General features: G+C 51.6%; 21 protein-coding genes. 8 read left to right on the plus strand and 13 right to left on the minus strand.

Annotation, left to right across the window (positions count from 1 at the left end; translation table 11 throughout):
* Positions 1 to 408: 408 nt before the first annotated feature.
* Complete coding sequence (gene yacG, locus BLS94_RS07765) at positions 409 to 618, plus strand: DNA gyrase inhibitor YacG (RefSeq protein WP_090959300.1); 210 nt, start codon at positions 409 to 411, stop codon at positions 616 to 618.
* 170 nt (positions 619 to 788) lie between these two features.
* Here yacG and BLS94_RS07770 read toward each other — a convergent pair whose 3' ends face one another.
* Both BLS94_RS07770 and BLS94_RS07775 read right to left on the minus strand, forming a co-directional pair.
* A complete protein-coding gene (locus BLS94_RS07770; RefSeq protein WP_090959303.1) occupies positions 789 to 1,739 on the minus strand; it encodes a Nudix family hydrolase in 951 nt (316 codons plus the stop codon).
* A 21-nt stretch (positions 1,740 to 1,760) separates the two neighbouring features.
* Positions 1,761 to 2,624: an ATP-binding protein gene (locus tag BLS94_RS07775; RefSeq protein WP_090959307.1), complete on the minus strand. Its 864-nt coding sequence runs from the start codon at positions 2,622 to 2,624 to the stop codon at positions 1,761 to 1,763.
* 416 nt (positions 2,625 to 3,040) lie between these two features.
* Here BLS94_RS07775 and BLS94_RS07780 point away from each other — a divergent pair, with 416 nt between their 5' ends.
* Entirely contained in the window at positions 3,041 to 3,631 is a 591-nt protein-coding gene (locus tag BLS94_RS07780; RefSeq protein WP_256325334.1) for a CREC-EF hand family protein, read from the plus strand.
* Between the two features lie 224 nt (positions 3,632 to 3,855).
* Here BLS94_RS07780 and argJ read toward each other — a convergent pair whose 3' ends face one another.
* Positions 3,856 to 5,100 carry a bifunctional glutamate N-acetyltransferase/amino-acid acetyltransferase ArgJ gene (gene argJ, locus BLS94_RS07785; RefSeq protein WP_090959310.1) on the minus strand — a complete coding sequence of 415 codons (1,245 nt, stop codon included), beginning with the start codon at positions 5,098 to 5,100 and terminating at the stop codon, positions 3,856 to 3,858.
* Positions 5,101 to 5,439: 339 nt separating this feature from the next.
* Between argJ and BLS94_RS07790 the strand changes: the two genes are divergently transcribed.
* Positions 5,440 to 5,667: a sulfurtransferase TusA family protein gene (locus BLS94_RS07790; protein WP_072767391.1), complete on the plus strand. Its 228-nt coding sequence runs from the start codon at positions 5,440 to 5,442 to the stop codon at positions 5,665 to 5,667.
* A 251-nt stretch (positions 5,668 to 5,918) separates the two neighbouring features.
* On the opposite strand, the gene BLS94_RS15230 is transcribed toward BLS94_RS07790, so the two are convergent.
* The 5 genes from BLS94_RS15230 to BLS94_RS07810 all read right to left on the minus strand — a co-directional run bounded on the left by BLS94_RS15230 (position 5,919) and on the right by BLS94_RS07810 (position 8,594).
* Positions 5,919 to 6,158, minus strand: coding sequence for an ADP-ribosylglycohydrolase family protein (locus tag BLS94_RS15230; protein ID WP_256325338.1), 240 nt, complete (start codon positions 6,156 to 6,158; stop codon positions 5,919 to 5,921).
* Positions 6,106 to 6,873, minus strand: coding sequence for an ADP-ribosylglycohydrolase family protein (locus BLS94_RS07795; protein ID WP_256325335.1), 768 nt, complete (start codon positions 6,871 to 6,873; stop codon positions 6,106 to 6,108). Before BLS94_RS07795 ends, BLS94_RS15230 begins: the two co-directional genes overlap by 53 nt.
* Positions 6,874 to 6,947: 74 nt before the next feature.
* On the minus strand, positions 6,948 to 7,127 hold the full coding sequence (locus BLS94_RS07800) for a Trm112 family protein (RefSeq protein WP_072767393.1): 180 nt from the start codon (positions 7,125 to 7,127) through the stop codon (positions 6,948 to 6,950).
* A gap of 243 nt (positions 7,128 to 7,370) precedes the next feature.
* Positions 7,371 to 7,787: an ExbD/TolR family protein gene (locus tag BLS94_RS07805; RefSeq protein WP_090959313.1), complete on the minus strand. Its 417-nt coding sequence runs from the start codon at positions 7,785 to 7,787 to the stop codon at positions 7,371 to 7,373.
* A gap of 150 nt (positions 7,788 to 7,937) precedes the next feature.
* Complete coding sequence (locus tag BLS94_RS07810; RefSeq protein WP_090959316.1) at positions 7,938 to 8,594, minus strand: MotA/TolQ/ExbB proton channel family protein; 657 nt, start codon at positions 8,592 to 8,594, stop codon at positions 7,938 to 7,940.
* Positions 8,595 to 8,885: 291 nt separating this feature from the next.
* Between BLS94_RS07810 and xseA the strand changes: the two genes are divergently transcribed.
* From xseA to htpX, 5 genes are all read left to right on the plus strand, one after another.
* On the plus strand, positions 8,886 to 10,229 hold the full coding sequence (gene xseA / locus BLS94_RS07815) for an exodeoxyribonuclease VII large subunit (protein ID WP_090959319.1): 1,344 nt from the start codon (positions 8,886 to 8,888) through the stop codon (positions 10,227 to 10,229).
* A 210-nt stretch (positions 10,230 to 10,439) separates the two neighbouring features.
* Positions 10,440 to 10,814: a DUF423 domain-containing protein gene (locus tag BLS94_RS07820; RefSeq protein WP_072767397.1), complete on the plus strand. Its 375-nt coding sequence runs from the start codon at positions 10,440 to 10,442 to the stop codon at positions 10,812 to 10,814.
* A gap of 45 nt (positions 10,815 to 10,859) precedes the next feature.
* Entirely contained in the window at positions 10,860 to 12,047 is a 1,188-nt protein-coding gene (locus tag BLS94_RS07825) for a THUMP domain-containing class I SAM-dependent RNA methyltransferase (protein ID WP_090959323.1), read from the plus strand.
* A gap of 19 nt (positions 12,048 to 12,066) precedes the next feature.
* Positions 12,067 to 12,561 carry a disulfide bond formation protein B gene (locus BLS94_RS07830; RefSeq protein WP_072767399.1) on the plus strand — a complete coding sequence of 165 codons (495 nt, stop codon included), beginning with the start codon at positions 12,067 to 12,069 and terminating at the stop codon, positions 12,559 to 12,561.
* 143 nt (positions 12,562 to 12,704) lie between these two features.
* Positions 12,705 to 13,586, plus strand: coding sequence for a protease HtpX (gene htpX, locus BLS94_RS07835; protein ID WP_090959327.1), 882 nt, complete (start codon positions 12,705 to 12,707; stop codon positions 13,584 to 13,586).
* A 367-nt stretch (positions 13,587 to 13,953) separates the two neighbouring features.
* On the opposite strand, the gene BLS94_RS07840 is transcribed toward htpX, so the two are convergent.
* The 5 genes from BLS94_RS07840 to tal form a co-directional block, all read right to left on the minus strand.
* Positions 13,954 to 14,877 (minus strand): MlaA family lipoprotein, encoded by a 924-nt coding sequence (locus tag BLS94_RS07840; protein WP_256325336.1) that lies wholly within the window; start codon positions 14,875 to 14,877, stop codon positions 13,954 to 13,956.
* A gap of 359 nt (positions 14,878 to 15,236) precedes the next feature.
* The gene (gene murJ, locus BLS94_RS07845; protein WP_072767401.1) at positions 15,237 to 16,775 is read right to left on the minus strand and encodes a murein biosynthesis integral membrane protein MurJ; all 1,539 of its coding nucleotides are present in this window, start codon (positions 16,773 to 16,775) and stop codon (positions 15,237 to 15,239) included.
* Positions 16,776 to 17,379: 604 nt separating this feature from the next.
* A complete protein-coding gene (locus tag BLS94_RS07850; protein WP_090959330.1) occupies positions 17,380 to 17,817 on the minus strand; it encodes a hypothetical protein in 438 nt (145 codons plus the stop codon).
* 327 nt (positions 17,818 to 18,144) lie between these two features.
* A complete protein-coding gene (gnd, locus tag BLS94_RS07855) occupies positions 18,145 to 19,050 on the minus strand; it encodes a phosphogluconate dehydrogenase (NAD(+)-dependent, decarboxylating) (RefSeq protein WP_090959332.1) in 906 nt (301 codons plus the stop codon).
* Positions 19,051 to 19,094: 44 nt separating this feature from the next.
* Positions 19,095 to 20,225 carry a transaldolase gene (tal, locus tag BLS94_RS07860; protein ID WP_090959335.1) on the minus strand — a complete coding sequence of 377 codons (1,131 nt, stop codon included), beginning with the start codon at positions 20,223 to 20,225 and terminating at the stop codon, positions 19,095 to 19,097.
* Positions 20,226 to 20,381 lie beyond the last annotated feature (156 nt).

Raw genomic sequence — 20,381 nt, forward strand, 5'->3', positions numbered from 1 at the left:
ATTTTGCAGTCCCGTTTTTAATTTCGGACCTTCTAAAAAAACTCATAAAAAACTTAACCATTTTACCATAATACGTATCGAAAAATAAATATGCATTATAAAAACTATTGATTGGATGGTAGAAAACCGTACCTGATGGTTTTTATTGATCAACAGGTTGTGAGCGGGTACTTGCGTCTACATGCGTTCTTTCCGCCGACATCCGGCTTGAGTTTGATTTGATACAAAAACCGGTTACCGCGCAACATCGGGATATCTGCAAGGTTGTGACATTCATTTGACATAATATTCCCAGTGGAGCAGGCGGTCCAGAATACTGTCCAGCTGGCTTGATTAAAACAATCAAGTCATAATAGTCAGGTGGTCTGGTGATGTTTCAACGGATAAGATGTTTTCAGGTTCACGACTATGAAGCAACCCATTGTCAATTGCCCACATTGCGGCAAGATTATCGTCTGGGATACGACCAACCGTTATCGGCCTTTTTGTTCGGAGCGCTGCAAGATGATCGACCTGGGGCAATGGGCTTCGGAGTCTTATCGAATTCCGGATGCGGAAACGGATACGGATTCGGGCACGGAAAAACAGAAAGAAGATGTGTTTAAAGATGAGCAATAACGATCTGGCGCTGGAGTTCGAAGAATTGGCGCTATCTCAACACCAATAATCAGAACGAATAATCCGAATATTACCCGGCATTACCTCAGCCTCAGGCTGTTGAGCCGTATCCTTCACCGGGGTCCTTCAGTTGGCAAACCTTCCCGGATTTGCTCTGCAGGGCTGAACCTTTAGCCAATACCCCGCATCATGGCCATTCCATGTCCGCCATGTTCCCATGCCGTGGTTAAATCTTCCCGGCGCAGCCCGCCTAGGGCATAAACGGGTATCGAGCAATCCCGGATGAGCGCGGCAAATCCTTGCCAGCCTAGCGTCGCAGATCCGGGGTGACTCAACGTCGGCAGTACCGGCGCAAGCACTGCAAAATCCATACCCAATTGTTCAGCTCGAAAAAGCTCTTCCGCATTGTGGCAAGACGCGCCGCACCATTCGACATCCGGACGCTTCATGACGTCCATCAGTTGTTTTGACGCAAGATGTAGCCCGTCCGCTCCGGTTTTCCGATAAAAATCGACGTTGTCTATGCTGCCGTTTATCAATACTCTGGCGCCATGACGATGACCGAGTGCAATCACAGCGCCGATAAAAGCATTGAATGCCTCCTCCGGCATGGCTTTCTCGCGTACCTGCAACAGTCGTACACCTCCTTGCAGTGCGTGTTCGATCCGGGTTAGAGCAATATCTATCCCCAATTCCGCAGCATTGGTTATTGCATAGATTGCCGGCAAACCCAGCATCCGCAATACCGGTGTATTTGCCGGCAGCATCGGTTCAACGCTGATATCTTCCGCGGATTGCCAGGCCAATTCCTGATTTTCGCGGGGCTGCGGCTTTCCATGCCATTTCACTACGCGGTAAAAGTAGAGGCGGACACTGGCATGACTGTAGTTAAAGGTGCGGGTGATCCAGGGGTAGGCATGCTCGGCAAATATACCTAGCTCTTCCAGTAATTCGCGCCTTAATGCATGCAATAGTGGCTCATCGGGTTTCACCTTACCGCCAGGAAATTCCCAGTAACCTGCATAAGGCTTGCCCTCGGGCCTGCGCGCGAGAAGAAAACGGCCATCAGGGGCAGTGATGACCGCAACGGCTACTTCAGTGATATGAGTGGGAGAGGACATGGTGAGGAGATTTTTTGAATATCATGGCAGATTCTGCTTGCCCGCGCAGTCGCGTGCAAATTGCCATGCTACACGTCCACTTCGTGAGCCGCGCCCCAGTGCCCATTGCAGGGCCGCTTCACGTATAGGGGGAGTCATTTCTTCGATACCGAAATGGTTGAGCCAATGTCCGGCAATATCCAGGTACTGCTCCTGGTTAAACGGGTAGAAGGATACGCATAGCCCAAAACGCTCCGATAAAGAAATCTTCTCTTCGACTGATTCACTCGGATGGATTTCTTCCCCTAAATGCCGGGTATCCATATTGTCCCGCATGAAATCGGGCATCAAGTGGCGGCGGTTGGAAGTCGCGTAGACCAGAACGTTCTCGGATGCCGTGGCGATAGAACCATCGAGTACGACTTTCAAGGCCTTATAGCCGGGGTCACCCGCCTCGAATGACAGGTCGTCGCAATACAGAAGGAAGCGTTCAGGGCGATGGCATATCTGCTCGACGATGTCGTGCAGATCGGTAAGGTCATGCTTTTCTACTTCAATTAAACGTAACCCCAGGGCAGCATATTTATTCAGCATCGCTTTTACCAGCGATGACTTGCCTGTGCCGCGCGCGCCCGTAAGCAATACGTTATTGGCGGGACGTCCCTGTACGAACTGGCGTGTATTTTGATCTATGAGATTTTTTTGTCGTTCTATGCCTTGCAAAGCATCGAACGTTACGTGGTGAGGGTGGTTCACAGGTTGAATGGAGCCGGTACGACCGCACTTTCTCCAGCGAAATGCAATGGCCGAATTCCAGTTGGGGTCTACCTGCCCAGCCGGCAGCAGCCCTTCAAGACGGGAAAGCAGCGCTTCGGCCCGATCGTACAGCTTGTCCCAACCTTTCATAAGTTTCCAAATCAACCGTTAATTTCAAATTATAACAATCGCACCTTACAGGAGAATCATTTTCGCCTGTCATTAGGAATATCTCATGTAACGGGGTAAATATGGTTTTCGCTTTTTGCAGGTTGCAATTTTTTCAGACCGTCCCGAGTGGAAAGTGGGCGCCTGAATAATATAAGCCGGAGATTCAGACGAAATTCATATGTGTGCTATCGAACGGAACCGCTCAGCTAAGAAGGCCATGATCTGGTGTGTTACGTCCAGCGTATGCAAGGTGCCGCGGTTAAGGTATCTATCGTAACAGACTGTAAATAACGGAAACAAATAAGGTGGAATCACTGATGAGATGCAGCACTTATATTGCATGCTCTCCCGAAAGCTTCCTTTAAATCAAACAAAATATTTAGGAGAAAAACATCATGAATAATATGCCGAGTAAAAAATCAATTATTTCTCTTGCTTTGGGCTCCGCGCTGGCCGCCACGCTGGGTACCGCATCCGTTGCGTCTGCGGCCGAAAACCCTTTCGCCATGCAATCCCTCAATAACGGCTACATGGTCGCCCAGTCTGACTACGGTGACAGGAAAGATGGCGACAAGAGGGACGACTACGGCGACAAGAAAGATGGATATGGCGACAAGAAGGACGACTACGGCGACAGGAAGGATGGGTATGGTGACAAGAAGCGTGGAGAGGGTCGATGTGGTATGTCCATGGCCGATACCGACAATGATGGCCGAGTGAGCAGGGACGAGCATGCCCGCCATGCTGAAATAATGTTCGACAGAATGGATACCAACAAGGACGGGTACATCGATAAGGATGAAGCCAGCGCAATGAAGAAAAAGCGCCACCACGGCCATCATGGCCAGGGTTATGACCAGAAATCCTCCGGTGACGGGTACGGGTCCAGCGACGGGGACGGCGTGGAAATAACCCGTGATCGCGTATATGGATCGGGCCAAAGATACAATCGCGACTTCCCACATATGAAGCCCATGGGTGACTAAGAAGATGTTCAGTTACGTCAGCTCTCGCCAAAGGTCATGGTAGCAGGAGCCTGGCCATGAGGTGAAGCTTCGCTGGTTGCTCGTTGCGCCTGGCCGTTGCGCACCGAGCAACCAGCGATTGTTTCCTTACGACGTTGTCGGGCACAACGCAAATGCTAATTGTCTGTTAGCAGCCTGTCGGCCTTAAAAAATCGCAGCCGATTTCCTTTAAGCCCGACCGGCTGCTAGCTGCGATAATCCGCATTGATCTTTACATAATCATAAGATAGATCGCAGGTCCAGATGGTGGTCGAAGCTCGTCCTCTATTAAGCACGACACGCACGGTGATTTCGGATTGCTTCATCACTTTTTGACCATCTGCTTCACGGTAGCTGCGCGCCCGGCCACCATTTTCTGCAACCAGAATGTCATCGAGATAGAGTTGCAGTATATTGACGTCAAGATTTTCTATACCCGCATAACCTATTGCCGCCAGAATTCGGCCCAGATTTGGATCAGATGCGAAAAAAGCGGTTTTAACCAGCGGAGAATGAGCAATGGCATAGGCAGCCTTGCTGCATTCGTCCAGTGTCTTCCCACCCTCCACCTGGACGGTAATAAACTTGGTTGCTCCCTCACCGTCGCGTACGATAGCCTGCGCAAGCGACGCTGCAACCTCGGTTATCGCGTTTCGCACTTGGGTGAATTGGGCACTTTCATTATCTGAAATGACCGAATTGCCCGCCTGGCTGGTTGCTATCAGGACGAGTGCGTCATTAGTTGAAGTATCTCCATCCACGGTGATGCGGTTAAATGTATTCTCCGCGACATGTCGCACGATTTGTTCCAGCAGTGGCTGACTCAGCGCCGCATCAGTCGCAATGTAACTCAGCATTGTCGCCATGTTTGGATGAATCATGCCCGAACCCTTGGCAATACCCGTGATCGTCACGGTTGTGCCGTCGAGAGAAATCTGTTTCGATACCGCCTTGGGCACGATATCTGTCGTCATGATTGCCTGGGCGGCAGCAAACCAATTGTTCGCCTTAAGGTCGGCCACCGCCGCGGGCAACCCGGTAATAATTCTTTCCAACGGCAGAGGCTCCATAATTACACCGGTAGAAAATGGCAGCACTTGCCGACTCTCGCAATCGAGCAAGTTGGCGAGTTCAACGCAGGTGGCGCGGGCATCCGCAACGCCGCCTTCACCTGTGCCAGCATTTGCGTTGCCGGTATTAATAATCAGTGCGCGGATCGGGCAGGCGGAAGTGGAGCCCAGATTCAAAAGATGTTCTTTAGCGACTGTCACAGGGGCCGCGCAAAACCGGTTTTGCGTAAATACACCGGCCACCTTTGCGCCTTCCGCCAAAACGATGACAAGCAGGTCTTTGCGACCGGGTTTTTTGATCCGTGCTTCGGCGATGCCCAACGTTACGCCTTTAATGGGGAGCAGATGTTCGGGTAGTGAAGGGGTAAAGTTGACTGGCATAATGACGCTATCGGTAATTCGCGGGAAGTGACGTGTTGTCGAGTCTCGATCAAAACAACAAGGTGGTATTATCTTCGGCCCTTGTCTTCAGGCTCGAAAAAAAGATCGTTCTCGCATATGCTAACTCATCTTTAACTCTTCTTTCATATTTTCGTTTTTTTGGCTTCTAATGATTATCAATATCAGCGTAACAAACAGAAATTCCAGTTGCACCATAAATAATCGCTTATCCTTTTTTTTTCTTGAATTTCTCGCAGTCATGAAAATAATTTTGGCAGATCACTTATTACATTCCATGGGCAGGCGACTATTCCGTAACCAGGGATCGAGGAGAAATGCATGAATTGCGATAAAGAGCTGGATGTGTGCGGCCTGAACTGCCCGTTGCCTATCCTGCGCACAAAAAAATCCCTGGTGGATATGACTACCGGCCAAGTGTTAAAAATAACCGCAACCGATCCTGGCTCAGTAATTGATTTCCAGGTCTTCGCCGATCAGACGGGCAACGAGTTGCTGTCCTTGTCGGAAATAGCGGGGGAATTTATCTTTTATATGAGAAAGAAATGACGACGAGGATTTATCCTGAATCCGGTAGTTGGACCCGGTAGCGGCCTCACCCGGAAGGTGGGCGCTAAATAATATAAAATATTGTTATTAATCATAACACTGAGCTATTGAATAGGCGGTCAACTACCGGATTTAGGTTTATATGAGGAGAAACCGAATTCGGGCTCTTGCAATCATCCGCATGGATGCGATCGAAGCTTTTATAAACTGCACCATCGGGTTTTCTGCGTCGTCCCGCTGAATACTTGCATTCAAAGCGCTGCACACGCATCGGCAGCCTCGGCAAGTTTTCGATATCGCGCCAGCCAAGGCAGTGGAATGGGAAATGCAGAATCGTTTTGCATCGCTGCATGCGCTGCGGCCAGGGCGCCAAGCATGATCGAGCGGCCGCAACTGTCTCCGCCGGCGCGAATGTTGGATTCTATTGCAGTACGATAGTCAGCCGCGCGTTGCGCAATATGAAAAATGACTGGCAGGCCCTTCCGCGACATGGCACGCCCGGCCAAATCGCTCCGTCACCGCAATGCTATCCAGTTTCGGTATGGCAAGCGCCTGTTCGAGTAATGGTTCGAGGATCGGACCTGCAAACGGTAGAGCATCCGCCAGAGCCTGCGAAATCTGCGCCCCATGCAACAGCTTGAACAATGCTACCGAGGAGCACCGCGCTGCGGCGAGCGCCAGTTCATTATTATTTGTTACGCGTACCACCTTCTCGACGCGCTTCATGAGATCTTCCAGCGTTCCGGAGTGGGTCGCAATCAATGCCGGCAGCGCTGCCAGCGCCGGATGCTGATCATCATCTGCGCCGGATGCAGCGGGAAATTCCGCTGGTTCAAGGGATAACAAAGTGCGTAACGTCAGGCGGGTCGGGGAATCGATATAACCGACGAATTCGCCGCCGGGCCCAAAATACGCGCGGTATTCAGCCTGATATTCATTACGGCTGAAGGCGCCGTGCTTCGCCAGATGTTTCAGCATCAATAAGCAGACCTCACCGTAGCCGCTCGACTCGCCGAATACCTTCCGACCGTGTGCGAAGTAGCCCTTTGCGTCGGCATAGTCTGTTGCCTCCGGTTGAAGAAACACAAGTCCCCTTGCTGCCTCAATCTCTGCAATGCGCGCTGGATCATAAAGCCAGTGCAGGCCAAGCGCGGCGGAATCAGCAACAAGCGCGCCCAGAATGGCAGCGCTATTCGCATTTTTCATCGTTTATATTCGGCTCCCACTCAGGCAATGCGTTCCATCAGAACCTATTCAAAGGTCCAGGACATTTCCGCGAACTAAATTTCTTCTTCTACAGGTAGTCTTCGTGCTTCGTCTTCCAGCATTACGGGAATGCCATCCTTGATGGCAAAAGCCAGCCGATCTCCTTTGCAGATCAGTTCATTTTCGGCTTTTCTGTAGAGCAGCGGTCCCTTGCACAGCGGACAAACCAGGATATCCAATAATTTTAAGTCCATAATTTCCTCAGCTTCCTCAACTTTAAAGGGGTTACGTCAATCAGACCGATTATACTCTGTGAAAGACGGCGGTTATGTAACGGAAACTTCAGTTCGTGAAAGCGCTACATTGCAGCGCATTCTTCCGACGCGCTGCATACGCCATCATCCGGTTGAATTGTTATGTTCCCCCTCACAACGCTAAATACTTTACTATAATTGTCCGCCGCGCCGGAAAGGCGTGTTTCACCATTGAGGGGAGCCCTATCTGGTGTTTTCTGTGGTGAAAGTGATATGGTTATATCCCGCCAAACGCGCGGCTTCCATCACCGTTATAACGGACTGATGTGTAGCGTCGGCGTCTGCATTGATAACAATCACCGGGTCCGGCCGATCAGCCGCTGCCACGCGCAATTCCTCGCTTAGCCGCTCCATACTGGAATCTTTAACGGGGGTACGGTTGACGGTATAGTCCCCCCTGGCGTTTACTGAAATATCGATAACATTTGGGTGAACAGCGGACTTGTCCGAATTTGCTTGTGGCAGACTGATTTCGAGTTCGGAAAACCTTGAATAAGTGGTGGTGATCATCAGGAAAATAAGAATCACCAGCAATACGTCGATCATTGGCACCAGGTTGATTTCCGGGTCTTCTTTTTGTCTGCCGCGTTGAAAATTCATTGTTTTTGCTATATTCCCGTAGGTGAACGGTAGTCAGAAAAGCGGGTCATACCTGAAAATCGACAGCTGATTTCATCAGTTGTGCGCCGATTTCCCGGTTTACTATTTCTCTGCCTTGTCGCGCTCGGCAGGGTATTTATAAGTCATTCCTCAGGAACCGGCCAGCGGTTGTACTATTCCTTGTCTCGCCGAAGAATCATCCTGGCGTTCGCCATGAACGATCTCTACCAGCTTCAATGCCTGCAATTCCATTTCAATCACCAGCGCATCCACTTTAGCGCGGAAATAACGATAAAACATCATGCTGGGAATGGCTACCAGGATGCCGAATGCGGCATTGTAGAGTGCAACGGAAATACCATGGGCGAGTTGTGCCGGATCACTACCGCCAGTAGGAGAATTCACGCCAAAAATTTCGATCATGCCGACCAGGGTTCCGAACAAGCCCATGAGGGGGCTCACGGATGCAATAGTTCCTAAAGTAGTGAGATAACGTTCGAGGTCGTGGGAGACAGCGCGGCCGGCTTCTTCAATGGATTCTTTCATGACTTCGCGCGTGCTTCTGTCGTTTCTCAATCCTGTGGCAAAAATCTGCCCAAGCGGAGAATGTTTTTGAAGGCGCGTGATCATATCGGCGTTCACGCCGCTGTTACGGTACTCGTGTACCACTTTGGGCAGCAGATCTCTCGGTGTAACCATGCTCAGACGCAAGGCCCACATGCGTTCACCGATAATGCCCATGGCAACGATAGACGCTAAAATGAGCGGCCAAATCGGCCAACCCGCAGCTTGAATCAAAGCGAACACGCAGTCACCTCCAGTGCCAAAATCAGAGTTGTAATGTATCTTGCCCCTGTGATTTCGGCAAGGACGCGTTTTTTTCTTGTCCACAATTGCTGTGGATAAGTTTGTGGGTAATCTGCAAATAGGAGCATTAAGTCGCCCTGCCATAACGACTTTTTCTGATTAGATTAATTTTTGTACTTCTCAATATTGATAAAAAACAATGACTTATGAGTATGCTTCAGTACCCATGCGGGTTTGCCGGCACAATTACGCAATTTTCGTGACAGGTGGGGATTATTGTAGAATGTCAAGATGAATTTCATTATGGAAATGGAGATCGCTCGCCCCGTCTTGAGCGTGAGCGAATTGAACCGTAGCGCCAAGGACTTGCTTGAGCAGGCTTTCCCATTGTTATGGGTAGGGGGCGAAATTTCGAACATCAAGCGCTACGGGTCGGGCCATTGGTATTTTTCACTCAAGGATGCGGATGCCCAGATACGTTGCGTTATGTTTCGCGATAAGAATCAGTATCTGGACTGGCAGCCCAGCGATGGTATGCGTGTAGAGGTGCGCGCACTGGTGACGCTGTACCAATCCCGGGGAGATTTTCAATTAAACGTCGAGACTATTCGACGCGCCGGACTTGGCTCGCTATTCGAAGCTTTCGAGCGACTCAAGGCCAGACTGGGAAAGGAGGGGTTGTTTGATGCCGACCGCAAGAAACCGCTACCGCTATTCCCGAGGCAGATTGGTATCATCACCTCTCCGGCAGCTGCCGCATTGCACGACGTACTGTCCACGCTGAAGCGGCGTATGTCTTTCGTGCCCCTGATCATTTATGGCACGCCGGTGCAGGGAGCCGGTGCTTCAGCCAAAATAGCGGCAGCCATTCGAAATGCGGGAAATCGTGCCGAGTGCGACGTGCTTATCCTCTGCCGCGGCGGGGGTAGTATCGAAGATCTGTGGGCATTCAATGAGGAGGCAGTAGCACGCGCAATCGCCGCCTGTCCCATTCCTATCGTGAGTGGCGTAGGTCATGAGACTGATTTCACCATTGCTGATTTTGTGGCTGACGTTCGCGCTCCGACGCCTACCGGCGCCTCCCAGCTCGTCTGCCCGGACCGCAAGGAATTAATACGGCATGGAGAAATCTTGCACGGACGCCTGCAGCGAGCAATGCAGCGTTGCATTGAAAGTCGGATGCAGCATATCGATATGCTCGAATGCCGCCTGGTGCATCCCGGAAAACGGATCAATGATCAGCTTGGGCATCTTCAGCATTTGCGCGAACGCCAGGCTCGCTCATGGCACCAGGATCTGGCACGCTACTATTGGCGTTTGCGTGAGCTTGACCAGCGTCTCCTGATCGCCAGCCCCGATATTCCCCGTTTGGTTGAACGCCAGCGCGACCTCGGGCTGCGCATGCGCCGGGCCATTGCCGTTCGCATCGAAACGCTTGTAATGAGCTTGCAGCGCCAGCAGGAGAATCTTGCCCATCTTAACCCCGAGTCGGTGTTGGAGCGTGGCTACAGTATTGTTTATGGCCCCGGCGGTGCAGTGGTGAGAAGTAGTGATGAGATCGACGTTGGCGATACCATTCGGGTGGAGTTTGCCAAAGGGGGGAGCAAGGCACGCGTGACAGAGAAAAATGAGTAACTAAGAGTAACTACTGACCAATGTTTGAAATTTACGATCGGTGTAGACATTTTGGCAGGGGTGATGCAGACTACGAATGTTTTAAATATCTGTATCGATTATCTATCCTTCAGCGCCTCGGCTGTCTTTGCGCGTAAAAAGATATATGTGCTGGGGCCTGTGTCCTATCAGCACATTCTTTAGTCTTCTCATTCAGAAAATAGGTCTCCGATGTCAAGAGTTTTTCTCACCCTGGGTGCTGTCAATGCATTTTTATGCGTCGCCTTGGGCGCTTTCGGTGCGCATGGCTTGAAACAACGGCTTTCTACAGACATGCTTGCCGTATACCAGACGGGCGTGCAGTATCATTTTTATCACGCGCTGGGCCTTATCGCCGTCGGCCTCATACTGCTGCATCTTCCTGCATCCAGACTGCTCACATTGTCGGGTTGGCTGATGCTTGCCGGAATTATTCTTTTTTCCGTCAGTCTGTATGTCCTGAGTCTGACGGGAATACGCGGGCTCGGTATCATCACGCCATTTGGCGGCGTCGCGTTCTTGAGCGCGTGGGCGATGCTTGGCTATGGGGCGTGGACTGCGAAATAAACAGTACGAAGTCGCCATGCTAATTGTTGTGCTCCCGGCTTTATCGTGACGCTCTACTATTTTTTCGCGCCCTGTCCGCGAGGACTGGAACCGGCACTCGTAACCGAGTTGGAGCAGCTTGGCGCCTCTTTTGCCGTAGCGCGCGACGGCGGGGTCCAGTTTCAGGGCGACTGGCACATCTGCTATCGGGTTAATATGGAAAGCCGCATTGCCAGCCGCATTCTTTGGCGGGTCGCGCGCAATGCCTATGTCAGCGAAGCCGATGTGTACGAAACAGCTCACGCATTACCTTGGAATGAATGGTTTTCCCCGGCTGCAACGATTCGCGTCAACGTGGCTGCCATCAAGTGTCCGCTACGCAGCCTGGATTTTGTCACGCTCAAGATCAAGGATGCGGTCTGCGATAAATTCCGCAGTACGGTTGGCTGTCGTCCCAGTGTCGATACAGTGCAGCCGGATATTCGCATTCACAGCTTTTTGGATGCCCGGGAATTTACTTTATATCTTGACACGTCCGGCGATGCCTTATTCAAGCGCGGCCTTAGAAAAAATACGGTTGAAGCGCCCATAAGAGAAAACCTTGCCGCTGGAATTCTAGCCCTGGCGGGTTGGCAGCCAGGAATTCCATTGCTCGATCCGATGTGTGGCAGCGGCACATTCCTGCTCGAAGCAGTGCAGATTGCATTGAATATCGCGCCGGGGCTGGGGCGGAGCTTCGCTTTTGAAAAGCTGACGAGCTTTGACAGAAAGCGATGGGAAGAGATTAAAGAAGCAGCGCTGGCACGGCAGAAGCCGAGAACGCTCCAGCCGATTTTCGGCAGTGATTTGTATGGGGATGTCGTTTCCGTCGCGCGCGCAAATCTATCTGCTGCGGGTTTCTCTGAAGTGGTGACGCTAAAGCAGGCGAACCTGCTGGAAATTTCCGCGCCCGCGGCTTCCGGATTTCTTGTAACCAATCCCCCTTATGGGGTACGTTTAAGTGAGCAGCAAGAGCTCGCGGAGTTTTATCCGAAACTGGGAGACGTACTGAAGAAAAAATTCAGTGGATGGAATGCTTATATTTTTACCGCCGACCCGCTTCTGCCAAAGCTCATACGTTTAACACCTTCGCGCCGTGTGCCTTTGTTCAACGGGGCGCTGGAATGCCGTTTGCTGGAATATAAAATGGTACTGGGGGGCATGCGAAGGGTGAAGAAAACGGACGTCAACCAGCAGCCCGATCAAATCCTGTAAGCCGGGTCATGTGAGCCGCATGAAGCCAGGAATAAGAGTAATTTTTCTACTGATATTTCTCGGTTGCGCCAGCCTGGTCAGTTATGCCCTTTATTTACAGCTGGTAAAGAGCCTGTTGCCTTGCCCGCTTTGCGTTGTTCAGCGCGTTGCCTACTGGCTGGTGGGATTAATCGCGCTATTGGCATTTCTCCACTCTCCCCGCGCAAAAGGGTTGGGAATTTATAGCGGCTTGACGGCGGCCTTTGCGTTTTCCGGAGCGGCAGTTGCTTTGCGTCAGGCCTGGCTGGTGCGCTTTCCCGAGGCATTCGAATGCGGTATCAGTCCTGAAGAAAAGTTCTTGAACGCGTTGCCGTTAGCACAATGGTGGCCCAGCATGTTTGAAGCGAACGGGGACTGTGCCGATGTCACCTGGAAGTTTGCATTACTTACGCTTCCGGACTGGTCCGCAATTTTTTTCATAATCTTTGGCAGTTTGGCGGTATATATTTTACGTGCCACGCGCAACCGCCATTGATGAGATGAATGGGAAAAAGCGCGCCACTAAGCGTTATTTAACCCAAGCGGATACCAACATATTCTAATAATAACGGCCTTGAAATCTCGGCTTGTGCCCCTATTTACAATGTGTCTTCTACAATTGGAAACGGAACACACTTTATGAAACGAATTTTTCTTTTTGTTATCACCAACCTGGCAGTGTTACTGGTGCTAAGCATTACGCTGCGGATATTGGGCGTCGACCGCATGCTGGATGCCGAGGGTGGCGGTATAGACTTCAATTCATTGCTTATCATGTCCGGAGTGATAGGTTTTGGCGGTTCGTTGATTTCGCTCGCAATGTCCAAGTGGTCTGCAAAACGCATGACCGGAGCAGTTGTCATTGAGCAGCCTTCTGACCCGACCGAGCGCTGGCTGGTTGAGACAGTCCGGCGCCAGGCCGAACTTGTCGGTATCGGCATGCCGGAGGTGGCGATCTATGACGCGCCGGATGTCAATGCATTCGCTACCGGCATGAACCGCAACGATGCATTGGTGGCGGTGAGCTCTGGCCTGCTTCAGAGCATGCATAAAGATGAAATCGAAGGCGTATTGGCGCATGAAATAAGCCACGTCGCCAATGGCGACATGGTTACACTCGCATTGATCCAGGGCGTGGTTAATACATTCGTAATTTTCCTGTCAAGAATAATCGGCCATTTCGTAGACAGGGTTATATTCAAAACCGAAAGGGATCACGGCCCGGCTTTTCTGATTACAACCATCGTGGCACAAATGGTGCTGGGAATACTTGCAAGCATGATAGTCATGTGGTTTAGCCGCCAGCGGGAATTCCGCGCAGACGCAGGTGGTGCGCGTCTCGCAGGACGTAATAAAATGATCGCGGCGCTGGAGCGCTTGAAACAGCGGCATGAACCGACACAATTGCCAGAACGACTGGCGGCATTTGGTATTTCGGGAGGAGAGGGCGGCCTCAAGAGTTTATTTATGTCGCATCCGCCACTTGAAGTGCGCATTGCAGCGCTACGTGCAATGTCCTGAGTGGTTCATCGTTTGAGATAAAACGGCGGTAGGCTGATATGGCCACCGCCGTTTTTTCTTGCCCCTCGACTGTCCAGCAGGAAGTAGATTGGCTCACGCAGAAACGGGAGCGTTCGGCAAGTCGTCAAGCGTAGCCATAAGTCCGAAAGGCCAAACTGACGCGTACTAGTGCTTAGGGAAGCTAAGGGTTATAACCGCAGGAATTGCGCTGTGGACAGGCAGGCGCTAAATTAGCGGCAATGCAATCCTTTACCTGCTACGACTATGGATTGCATTGCTTTTGCGAGCAGGGAACGGTGAATTATCTTAAATCCTTTTTATAAGGAAGCAGGAGGAATTCAGAAGATTTTAATTTAAAAATTCAAAATTAATCATTATCTTCATCCTCTTTTTGCGGAGGGGGATTTCCGTCATGCACCAAATTGCGCCGCCGCTGGAGGTAGGCTTCACGCATGAACTCGTATTTATCCAGCGCAGCCTCATCCAGCGTCTTCTCGGATTTAAGCAAGTTGGAACGAGTATCAGTGGCTCTGCTTGCCCCCACTACCGGACCTATAAAAGGAGCAACGAAGAAGCTGCCGACGAAAACAGGATCGGAAGCTGCATCGATCAAGCGCCCGCCCGCGTCACGGATCGAGCTGGGACCGAAAAAAGGAAGCACCAGATAAGGACCGCTTGCCACCCCGTGGTAACCCAGGGTTTGCCCAAAGTCCTCGTCATGCTTTTCCAGGCCGACATCGCTCGCCAGATCAAATATTCCCACGAGGCCAAAAGTGGTGTTGACGATCAGCCGCATCCCGCTAGTCGCCGCGTTGCCGAATTTCAGTTGCAGAAGGTTATTCAGCGTCACCGGTATGTCGTTGATATTCGAAAAAACATTTCCTACCGCAGTTTGCAGCGGGTCGGGCATCAGCCATCTATAACCTTTGGCCACCGGCCTGAACACATAATCGTCAGCGGATTCATTGAACCTGAATACCGCGCGATTCATCGGTTCCCAAGGGTCTCTTTTGCTAAAACCCGGATAAGTCGCCGGAGGGGCGGCATTTTTAAATACTGGACCTTCATACGCTTCCCGCTGTTCTTTTTTCAGGTTATCAGTTGTTGGAGCAATATCCTTAACCGACGCGTTCGTATCAGGCGAAGCGCTCGTGCTCGTGTTGAGCAGGACCCCTGTATCATCCGAAGCGCTTGAGTTTATATTGGCCGAGGTGGTGGTATTCGTATCGGTGATTTTATCGGCTGTGGTGCTCTTGTTGGTTGTGGCGCAACCACTAAGGAAAAACCCCAAAAGCACCATTGATAAGGTGGAATATCTGACGAAATGAGTCATAGTCGGGAGATAGAATGTTCTGCCATTGATGGGGGTTGAAAAACCTACCCATTATATGGTTAATCCAGGCGGGACGGGCAAATTTTTTCCAACAAAAAAAAGGGTCCTTCGTGTGTTTTTTTTCGCTGAACATACGCCAGTCGAAAGAAATGACCCTAAGCAAGGATAGACCTGTTTATAGAGGGGTTTGCTCGAGCTGATCGGCAAAAGACAAAAGACACCGGAAAATAAAGGGAGAACGGCCTTAATTCATACCTGGCCTCTGATCCTTGAACAGGCCTTGTTTTAACGCTTATGTTCCGATATCAGGTTCATGTTTATGCTGCACCCTGCCGTGAGAAGTTTTTGAGACGGAAACCGAGCAGCCATAATGTCAAAAAGTAACTGATTGCGCCGATCGGCACCACCCATGCCAGTCGTGCTGCACGCTCCAAAGTAGAACCGAGCAGCCACGACGCATCGCTGCCCGAGGCGAACCAAAGCGTGCCGCCCATCATCGTTAGCGCTATCGATATTTTCGCCATGAACATTGCCCATCCCGGTTGAGGTTGGTAGATTTGATGGCTGCGCAATTTGTAGTAGAGCAATCCGGCATTAAGACACGCGCCTAGCCCGATAGCCAACGCCAGTCCGGCATGACGCAGCGGTATAATGAATGCGAGGTTCATTAATTGGGTAACAACAAGTGTGATGACGGCAATTTTCACCGGTGTGCGAATATTCTGCCGGGCGTAAAACCCCGGAGCCAGCACTTTTACCAAAATCAGCCCCAGCAACCCTGAACTGTAGGCCACCAATGCATTGCGCGTCATCCATACGTCATTGGCAGAAAATTCCCCGTGATAAAAAAGGGTGGTGATGAGCGGCGTTGCAAGCAGTGCCAATGCCAACGCCGCCGGCAGCGTTAAAAGCACGGTCAAGCGTAGGCCCCAATCCAGCAGGCGACTATATTCTTCAGTGCTATTATCCGCATAGTGCCGCGACAACGACGGCAGTAATATCGTTCCAAGCGCCACCCCTAGTAGGCCTGCGGGAAATTCCATCAAACGATCGGCATAGTAGAGCCAGGAAACGCTGCCGGTGACAAGAAAAGAAGCGAATATCGTATTGATCAACAGGCTGATCTGGCCGATCGATACGCCGAACACGGCTGGCCCCATTTGCTTGATGACGCGCCATGCGCCGTTGTCTCTCGACCTGAGGCGCGGACGTGGCAATAATTTGATACGCATGAGAAACGGTACCTGGAAGGCTAACTGGAGTACCCCACCAATGAATACTGCCCATGCGAGCGCCAGTACCGGCGGGTCCACTAGCGGAACCAGCCACAGTGAACAGCCAATGAACGACAGGTTGAGCAATGCCGGGGTTAACGCCGGTACGGAAAACCGTCCGAAGGTATTGAGGATGCCCCCTGCCAGTGATACAAGCGAGATGAACAGAATGTACGGAAACGTGATACGCAGCAGTTCCACTGTTAATGCGAATTTCTGCGGACTGGCGCTAAAGCCTGGTGCGCTCACATAAATTATGAGGGGCGCAGCAATGACGCCTATGGTCGTGACTAAAAACAAAGCGATGGACAACAGTGTCGCAACTTGATTGATTAGCTCACGTGTCTCCTCGGGTGTGCGGCGGTTTTTGTATTCTGCGAGTATTGGCACGAATGCCTGTGAAAACGCGCCCTCAGCAAATAATCGGCGCAGCAGGTTGGGAATGCGAAAGGCTACAAAAAAAGCATCAGTTGCAACGCCCGCACCAAAAATACGGGCAATGAGCACATCCCGAACGAATCCCAAGATACGGGATATCATCGTCATTCCGCTGACGGTAGCGAGGGCTTTAAGCAGATTCATGGATGAGTATGTTAACCCGAATCCTTCCTCGGGTTCGGTTCGGTAGGTGAACAACCGAAAAAGTTACGCATGAGTAAGCCCTCTTAACAAAAATATTCCGGGTTTTACCCGCCCCATCAGCAACAATCGGCAGTGTAGGATTTACCCGCCAGGACAAAGCAACGTCCGAGGGTGGGTTTCACTGGAAATACGACCTTGCTGGCATTGGCGGCTCAGGATGAAGCAACGATCATCAGAGCGGGTTTCACCCGCCGCGATCGAGCAACAAATCCACAGGGCCAGCTCTACCCATGGGGTAAAGCAGCACAACGATTCGTAGGAACGGTCGCGTCCCAGTTGACAAGTTCAGGAGTGTATGGCGAGTCTCATGGCGTCCCAGTTACAAGGGCGCCGGTGTGAAGGCCGGTAGAGCAGCTCGATAGCGTGGGGATCAACAGATACAGATATCGTAGCGGGAGCTTCGGGAAGAAGGAGTTTATGGGGCAGCTTCGAGACTACGTTACGGTAGCAAAGCTCCCCATGAAAAGCCGAGAAAGTCGAAATGCAATTTAAGACGACGGTAATTTGATATTGCTACGTTTTTAATATATTACTTTTACCGCTATTATTCAGAAACGGTAGCCGGATGAAGTCCGTGCGCAATGCTAAATTTTTCCAATTGAGGGACGGAGTACCCGTTCTCTTCAGCACTCGCTGCCATCTGCCGATGCAGGGCGGCTTCTTTTATATTGGTTTTTGCTTCTTTCTCATACTTGCGCACCAGCGCATAGGCATGGGATTGCAGATCCTGGGTCTGCCTACCGTATAGGTAGCTTTTGCTTTCATATTCTTCAAGCAATTGTTTTTGTTCTTCCACTTTTGCCTGTATTTCCCGGGCTGATTCTTCGTAATAGGCTGCCACAGCCTCATGGTCACTTCGAGTTGTGGCATTTTGAGCAGCAGCAGTGATATCAATATCCTCTACGGCGGATGCGGCAGGGCTCAACAGGGAAAAAAGGCTGAGTAGCGATAAAGTAGTAACAATTTGTTTCGCATTCATCATTACACCTCCTATTCTTCGCGTTGCAAAGCGTGTGCTAATTTTTCACGTTTATGGTGTGAAGAATATGTGAGGAATAGGTCTTTGTCAACTTATTTATGTTAAAAGTAACATTAGGATTGATCCCTGTCAACTTCCAGCTTGATAACGCGCAAAGTCTTTGGGGCCAAAGTCGCGCAGGGCGCTTAAGCCCGCCTTTTTACAATTGAGAAGTAGGTCGGGCTTTGCCCAACGATCGTAAAGTTAACGTCGGGCAGAGCCCGACCTACTTGGATTAGCGCAGCGTAAGCCAATGGAGGCGCAAACAGGGACGCATTGAGGATTGCGCAATTATCCTTTTTTTATATCGTGTCCACCGAACTGGTTGCGCAACGCGGACAGCAATTTGTTGGAGAACGATTCAGGATCGCGCGACTGCAGCCGCTGCAATAATGCCAGCGTGATTACCGGTGCAGCGACATCGAGATCGATTGCCTCAGCGACGGTCCAGCGTCCCTCGCCAGAGTCAGGCACATATGCGGCGATGCCTTCAAGATCCGGATTTTTTGCAAGCGCCGCGGCGGTCAGGTCGAGCAGCCATGACCGGACGACGCTGCCGTCGCGCCATATCTCCGCCACCTGATGCAAGTCCAGATTGAATTCTGTCTTGCTGTTCATAAGGGCAAACCCTTCACCATAGGCCTGCATCAGGCCATACTCGATGCCGTTGTGAACCATCTTGGTGAAGTGCCCGGCGCCACTCGGGCCGACGTGCCCCCAGCCTTTATCAGGTGCCGGAGCAAGCGTCTCGAAAATAGGACGCAACTGGGCGACGACCTCGTCATCGCCACCTACCATGATGCTGTAGCCGTTTTCCAGGCCCCATACACCGCCACTGGTGCCGACATCCACATAGTGGATCCGGCTCGTCTTCAGCATCCGGGCGCGGCGTTGGGTATCCTTATAATTCGAATTGCCACCATCGATAATGACGTCATCGGGTTCCAGCAGCGGCAACAGCTCGGCTATCGTTTCGTCTACCGACGGGCCGGCGGGAATCATCAGCCATACGACGCGCGGCGACTTCAGTTTAATGACGAGGTCTTCGAGCGACGCTGCCGTCGTTATGCCTTTCTCCTCCAACCGCTTGCGCGTATCCGCGCTGCGGGCGAAACCGGCTACGCGATGACCGTCCCGCAGTAGCCGTTGCGACATGGGGCCGCCCATGCGCCCCAATCCGATCATTCCAATATCCATCGTTCCGCCCAGTCTCAGTTTTACGGGCCGCCCACAGCGGTGGTTCAGGCTGCGTGATTGCAGGCAGCAAGGATATCTTGCCGTTTCTCCTTTATCGCACCAAGCAGTTTGTCATATGAAGCGGCGAAAGAGGCGACGCCGTCATTCTGAAGCTTTTCGGTGATGGCATCAAGATCGACTCCCAGATGCGCCAGCTGTGCGATACTCGCTTTCGCTTGCGCCATATCCTCTTGCAATGTCGGGTGCACGCGGCCGTGATCGCAGAATGCCTGGAGGGTCTTGGGTGGTACGGTGTTGATGGTATCGGGGCCGATCAATTTTTCCAGGTAAAGTACGTCGGAATATGCCGGATTCTTGGTTCCGGTACTGCCCCACAAGGGTCGTTGAACGCGTGCGCCTTTGTCGCGCAGAGCGGAAAATGGTTCACCATAAAATACTTCGCGAAAGCGCTGGTAAGCGAGCTTGGCGTTGGCGATGGCAATCTTGCCGCGCAGATTGAGCGCGTCGGGTGTACCGATTTTTTCCAGCAGGGCATCGACCGCGGTATCCACCCGGCTGACAAAAAAGGACGCAACCGAAACAGGCAAGGGCTTTGTTCCACCAAGGGATGCCGTCCCGCGCCCAAGCCCGGCAATATATGCTCGTGCCACCACTTCGTAATGCTTCAGCGAAAACATCAGGGTGACGTTGACATTGATGCCTTCGCTGGTCAGCTGCTCGATTGCGGGAATGCCCTCGGGTGTAGCGGGAATCTTGATCATCAGATTGGGGCGCTGCACCGCCTGCCACAGCCGCCGCGCTTCCACAATGCTGCCAGCGGTATCGTGAGCTAGCTGCGGCGAGACTTCAAGGCTGACATAGCCGTCTCCACCGTTCGTTTCGTCATACACGGGCCGCAGCACATCGGCCGCCATGCGGATATCTTCGATAGCCACCGCCTCAAACAGTGCTTTGTCGGTTTGTTTATCGTTGGCTTGCAGCAGCTTGCTCAGCGCATCATCGTAACTATTGCCGCGAGTAATGGCTTGCTCAAAAATGGTTGGATTGCTCGTCAGGCCGCGCAGCTTGTCTTCCGATACAAGCCGTTGCAGCTCTCCGCTATTGATGAGGTCACGGCTGATCGAATCCAGCCAGATGGATTGGCCGCATTGCAGTAACTGTTCCAGGGGTTTCATAGGATCTGTTCTCCTTTAGCGATGGCACTGTTGCAAAGGGCTGCTGTGAACGATTCGCGCAACTTGCCAGCTTCACGCGACTGCTTCGGCGTTTCACAACGGCGTCGGGTAAGCTGTGCCTTATATCGCAGGAGATGTCTGTTTGCCCATCAGTGG

Source organism: Nitrosospira sp. Nsp18 (genome assembly GCF_900103145.1).
Classification (GTDB): domain Bacteria; phylum Pseudomonadota; class Gammaproteobacteria; order Burkholderiales; family Nitrosomonadaceae; genus Nitrosospira.

What these genes read in the sequence shown, in the direction of transcription:
- BLS94_RS07770 (WP_090959303.1), bottom strand. Translation starts at nt 1,739, where the DNA reads ATGTCCTCTCCCACTCATATCACTGAAGTAGCCGTTGCGGTCATCACT.
- BLS94_RS07820 (WP_072767397.1), top strand. Translation starts at nt 10,440, where the DNA reads ATGTCAAGAGTTTTTCTCACCCTGGGTGCTGTCAATGCATTTTTATGC.
- gnd (WP_090959332.1), bottom strand. Translation starts at nt 19,050, where the DNA reads ATGGATATTGGAATGATCGGATTGGGGCGCATGGGCGGCCCCATGTCG.
- argJ (WP_090959310.1), bottom strand. Translation starts at nt 5,100, where the DNA reads ATGCCAGTCAACTTTACCCCTTCACTACCCGAACATCTGCTCCCCATT.
- BLS94_RS07780 (WP_256325334.1), top strand. Translation starts at nt 3,041, where the DNA reads ATGAATAATATGCCGAGTAAAAAATCAATTATTTCTCTTGCTTTGGGC.
- yacG (WP_090959300.1), top strand. Translation starts at nt 409, where the DNA reads ATGAAGCAACCCATTGTCAATTGCCCACATTGCGGCAAGATTATCGTC.
- BLS94_RS15230 (WP_256325338.1), bottom strand. Translation starts at nt 6,158, where the DNA reads ATGTCGCGGAAGGGCCTGCCAGTCATTTTTCATATTGCGCAACGCGCG.
- BLS94_RS07795 (WP_256325335.1), bottom strand. Translation starts at nt 6,873, where the DNA reads ATGAAAAATGCGAATAGCGCTGCCATTCTGGGCGCGCTTGTTGCTGAT.
- xseA (WP_090959319.1), top strand. Translation starts at nt 8,886, where the DNA reads ATGAATTTCATTATGGAAATGGAGATCGCTCGCCCCGTCTTGAGCGTG.
- BLS94_RS07850 (WP_090959330.1), bottom strand. Translation starts at nt 17,817, where the DNA reads ATGATGAATGCGAAACAAATTGTTACTACTTTATCGCTACTCAGCCTT.
- BLS94_RS07800 (WP_072767393.1), bottom strand. Translation starts at nt 7,127, where the DNA reads ATGGACTTAAAATTATTGGATATCCTGGTTTGTCCGCTGTGCAAGGGA.
- tal (WP_090959335.1), bottom strand. Translation starts at nt 20,225, where the DNA reads ATGAAACCCCTGGAACAGTTACTGCAATGCGGCCAATCCATCTGGCTG.
- htpX (WP_090959327.1), top strand. Translation starts at nt 12,705, where the DNA reads ATGAAACGAATTTTTCTTTTTGTTATCACCAACCTGGCAGTGTTACTG.
- murJ (WP_072767401.1), bottom strand. Translation starts at nt 16,775, where the DNA reads ATGAATCTGCTTAAAGCCCTCGCTACCGTCAGCGGAATGACGATGATA.
- BLS94_RS07805 (WP_090959313.1), bottom strand. Translation starts at nt 7,787, where the DNA reads ATGAATTTTCAACGCGGCAGACAAAAAGAAGACCCGGAAATCAACCTG.
- BLS94_RS07775 (WP_090959307.1), bottom strand. Translation starts at nt 2,624, where the DNA reads ATGAAAGGTTGGGACAAGCTGTACGATCGGGCCGAAGCGCTGCTTTCC.
- BLS94_RS07790 (WP_072767391.1), top strand. Translation starts at nt 5,440, where the DNA reads ATGAATTGCGATAAAGAGCTGGATGTGTGCGGCCTGAACTGCCCGTTG.
- BLS94_RS07830 (WP_072767399.1), top strand. Translation starts at nt 12,067, where the DNA reads ATGAAGCCAGGAATAAGAGTAATTTTTCTACTGATATTTCTCGGTTGC.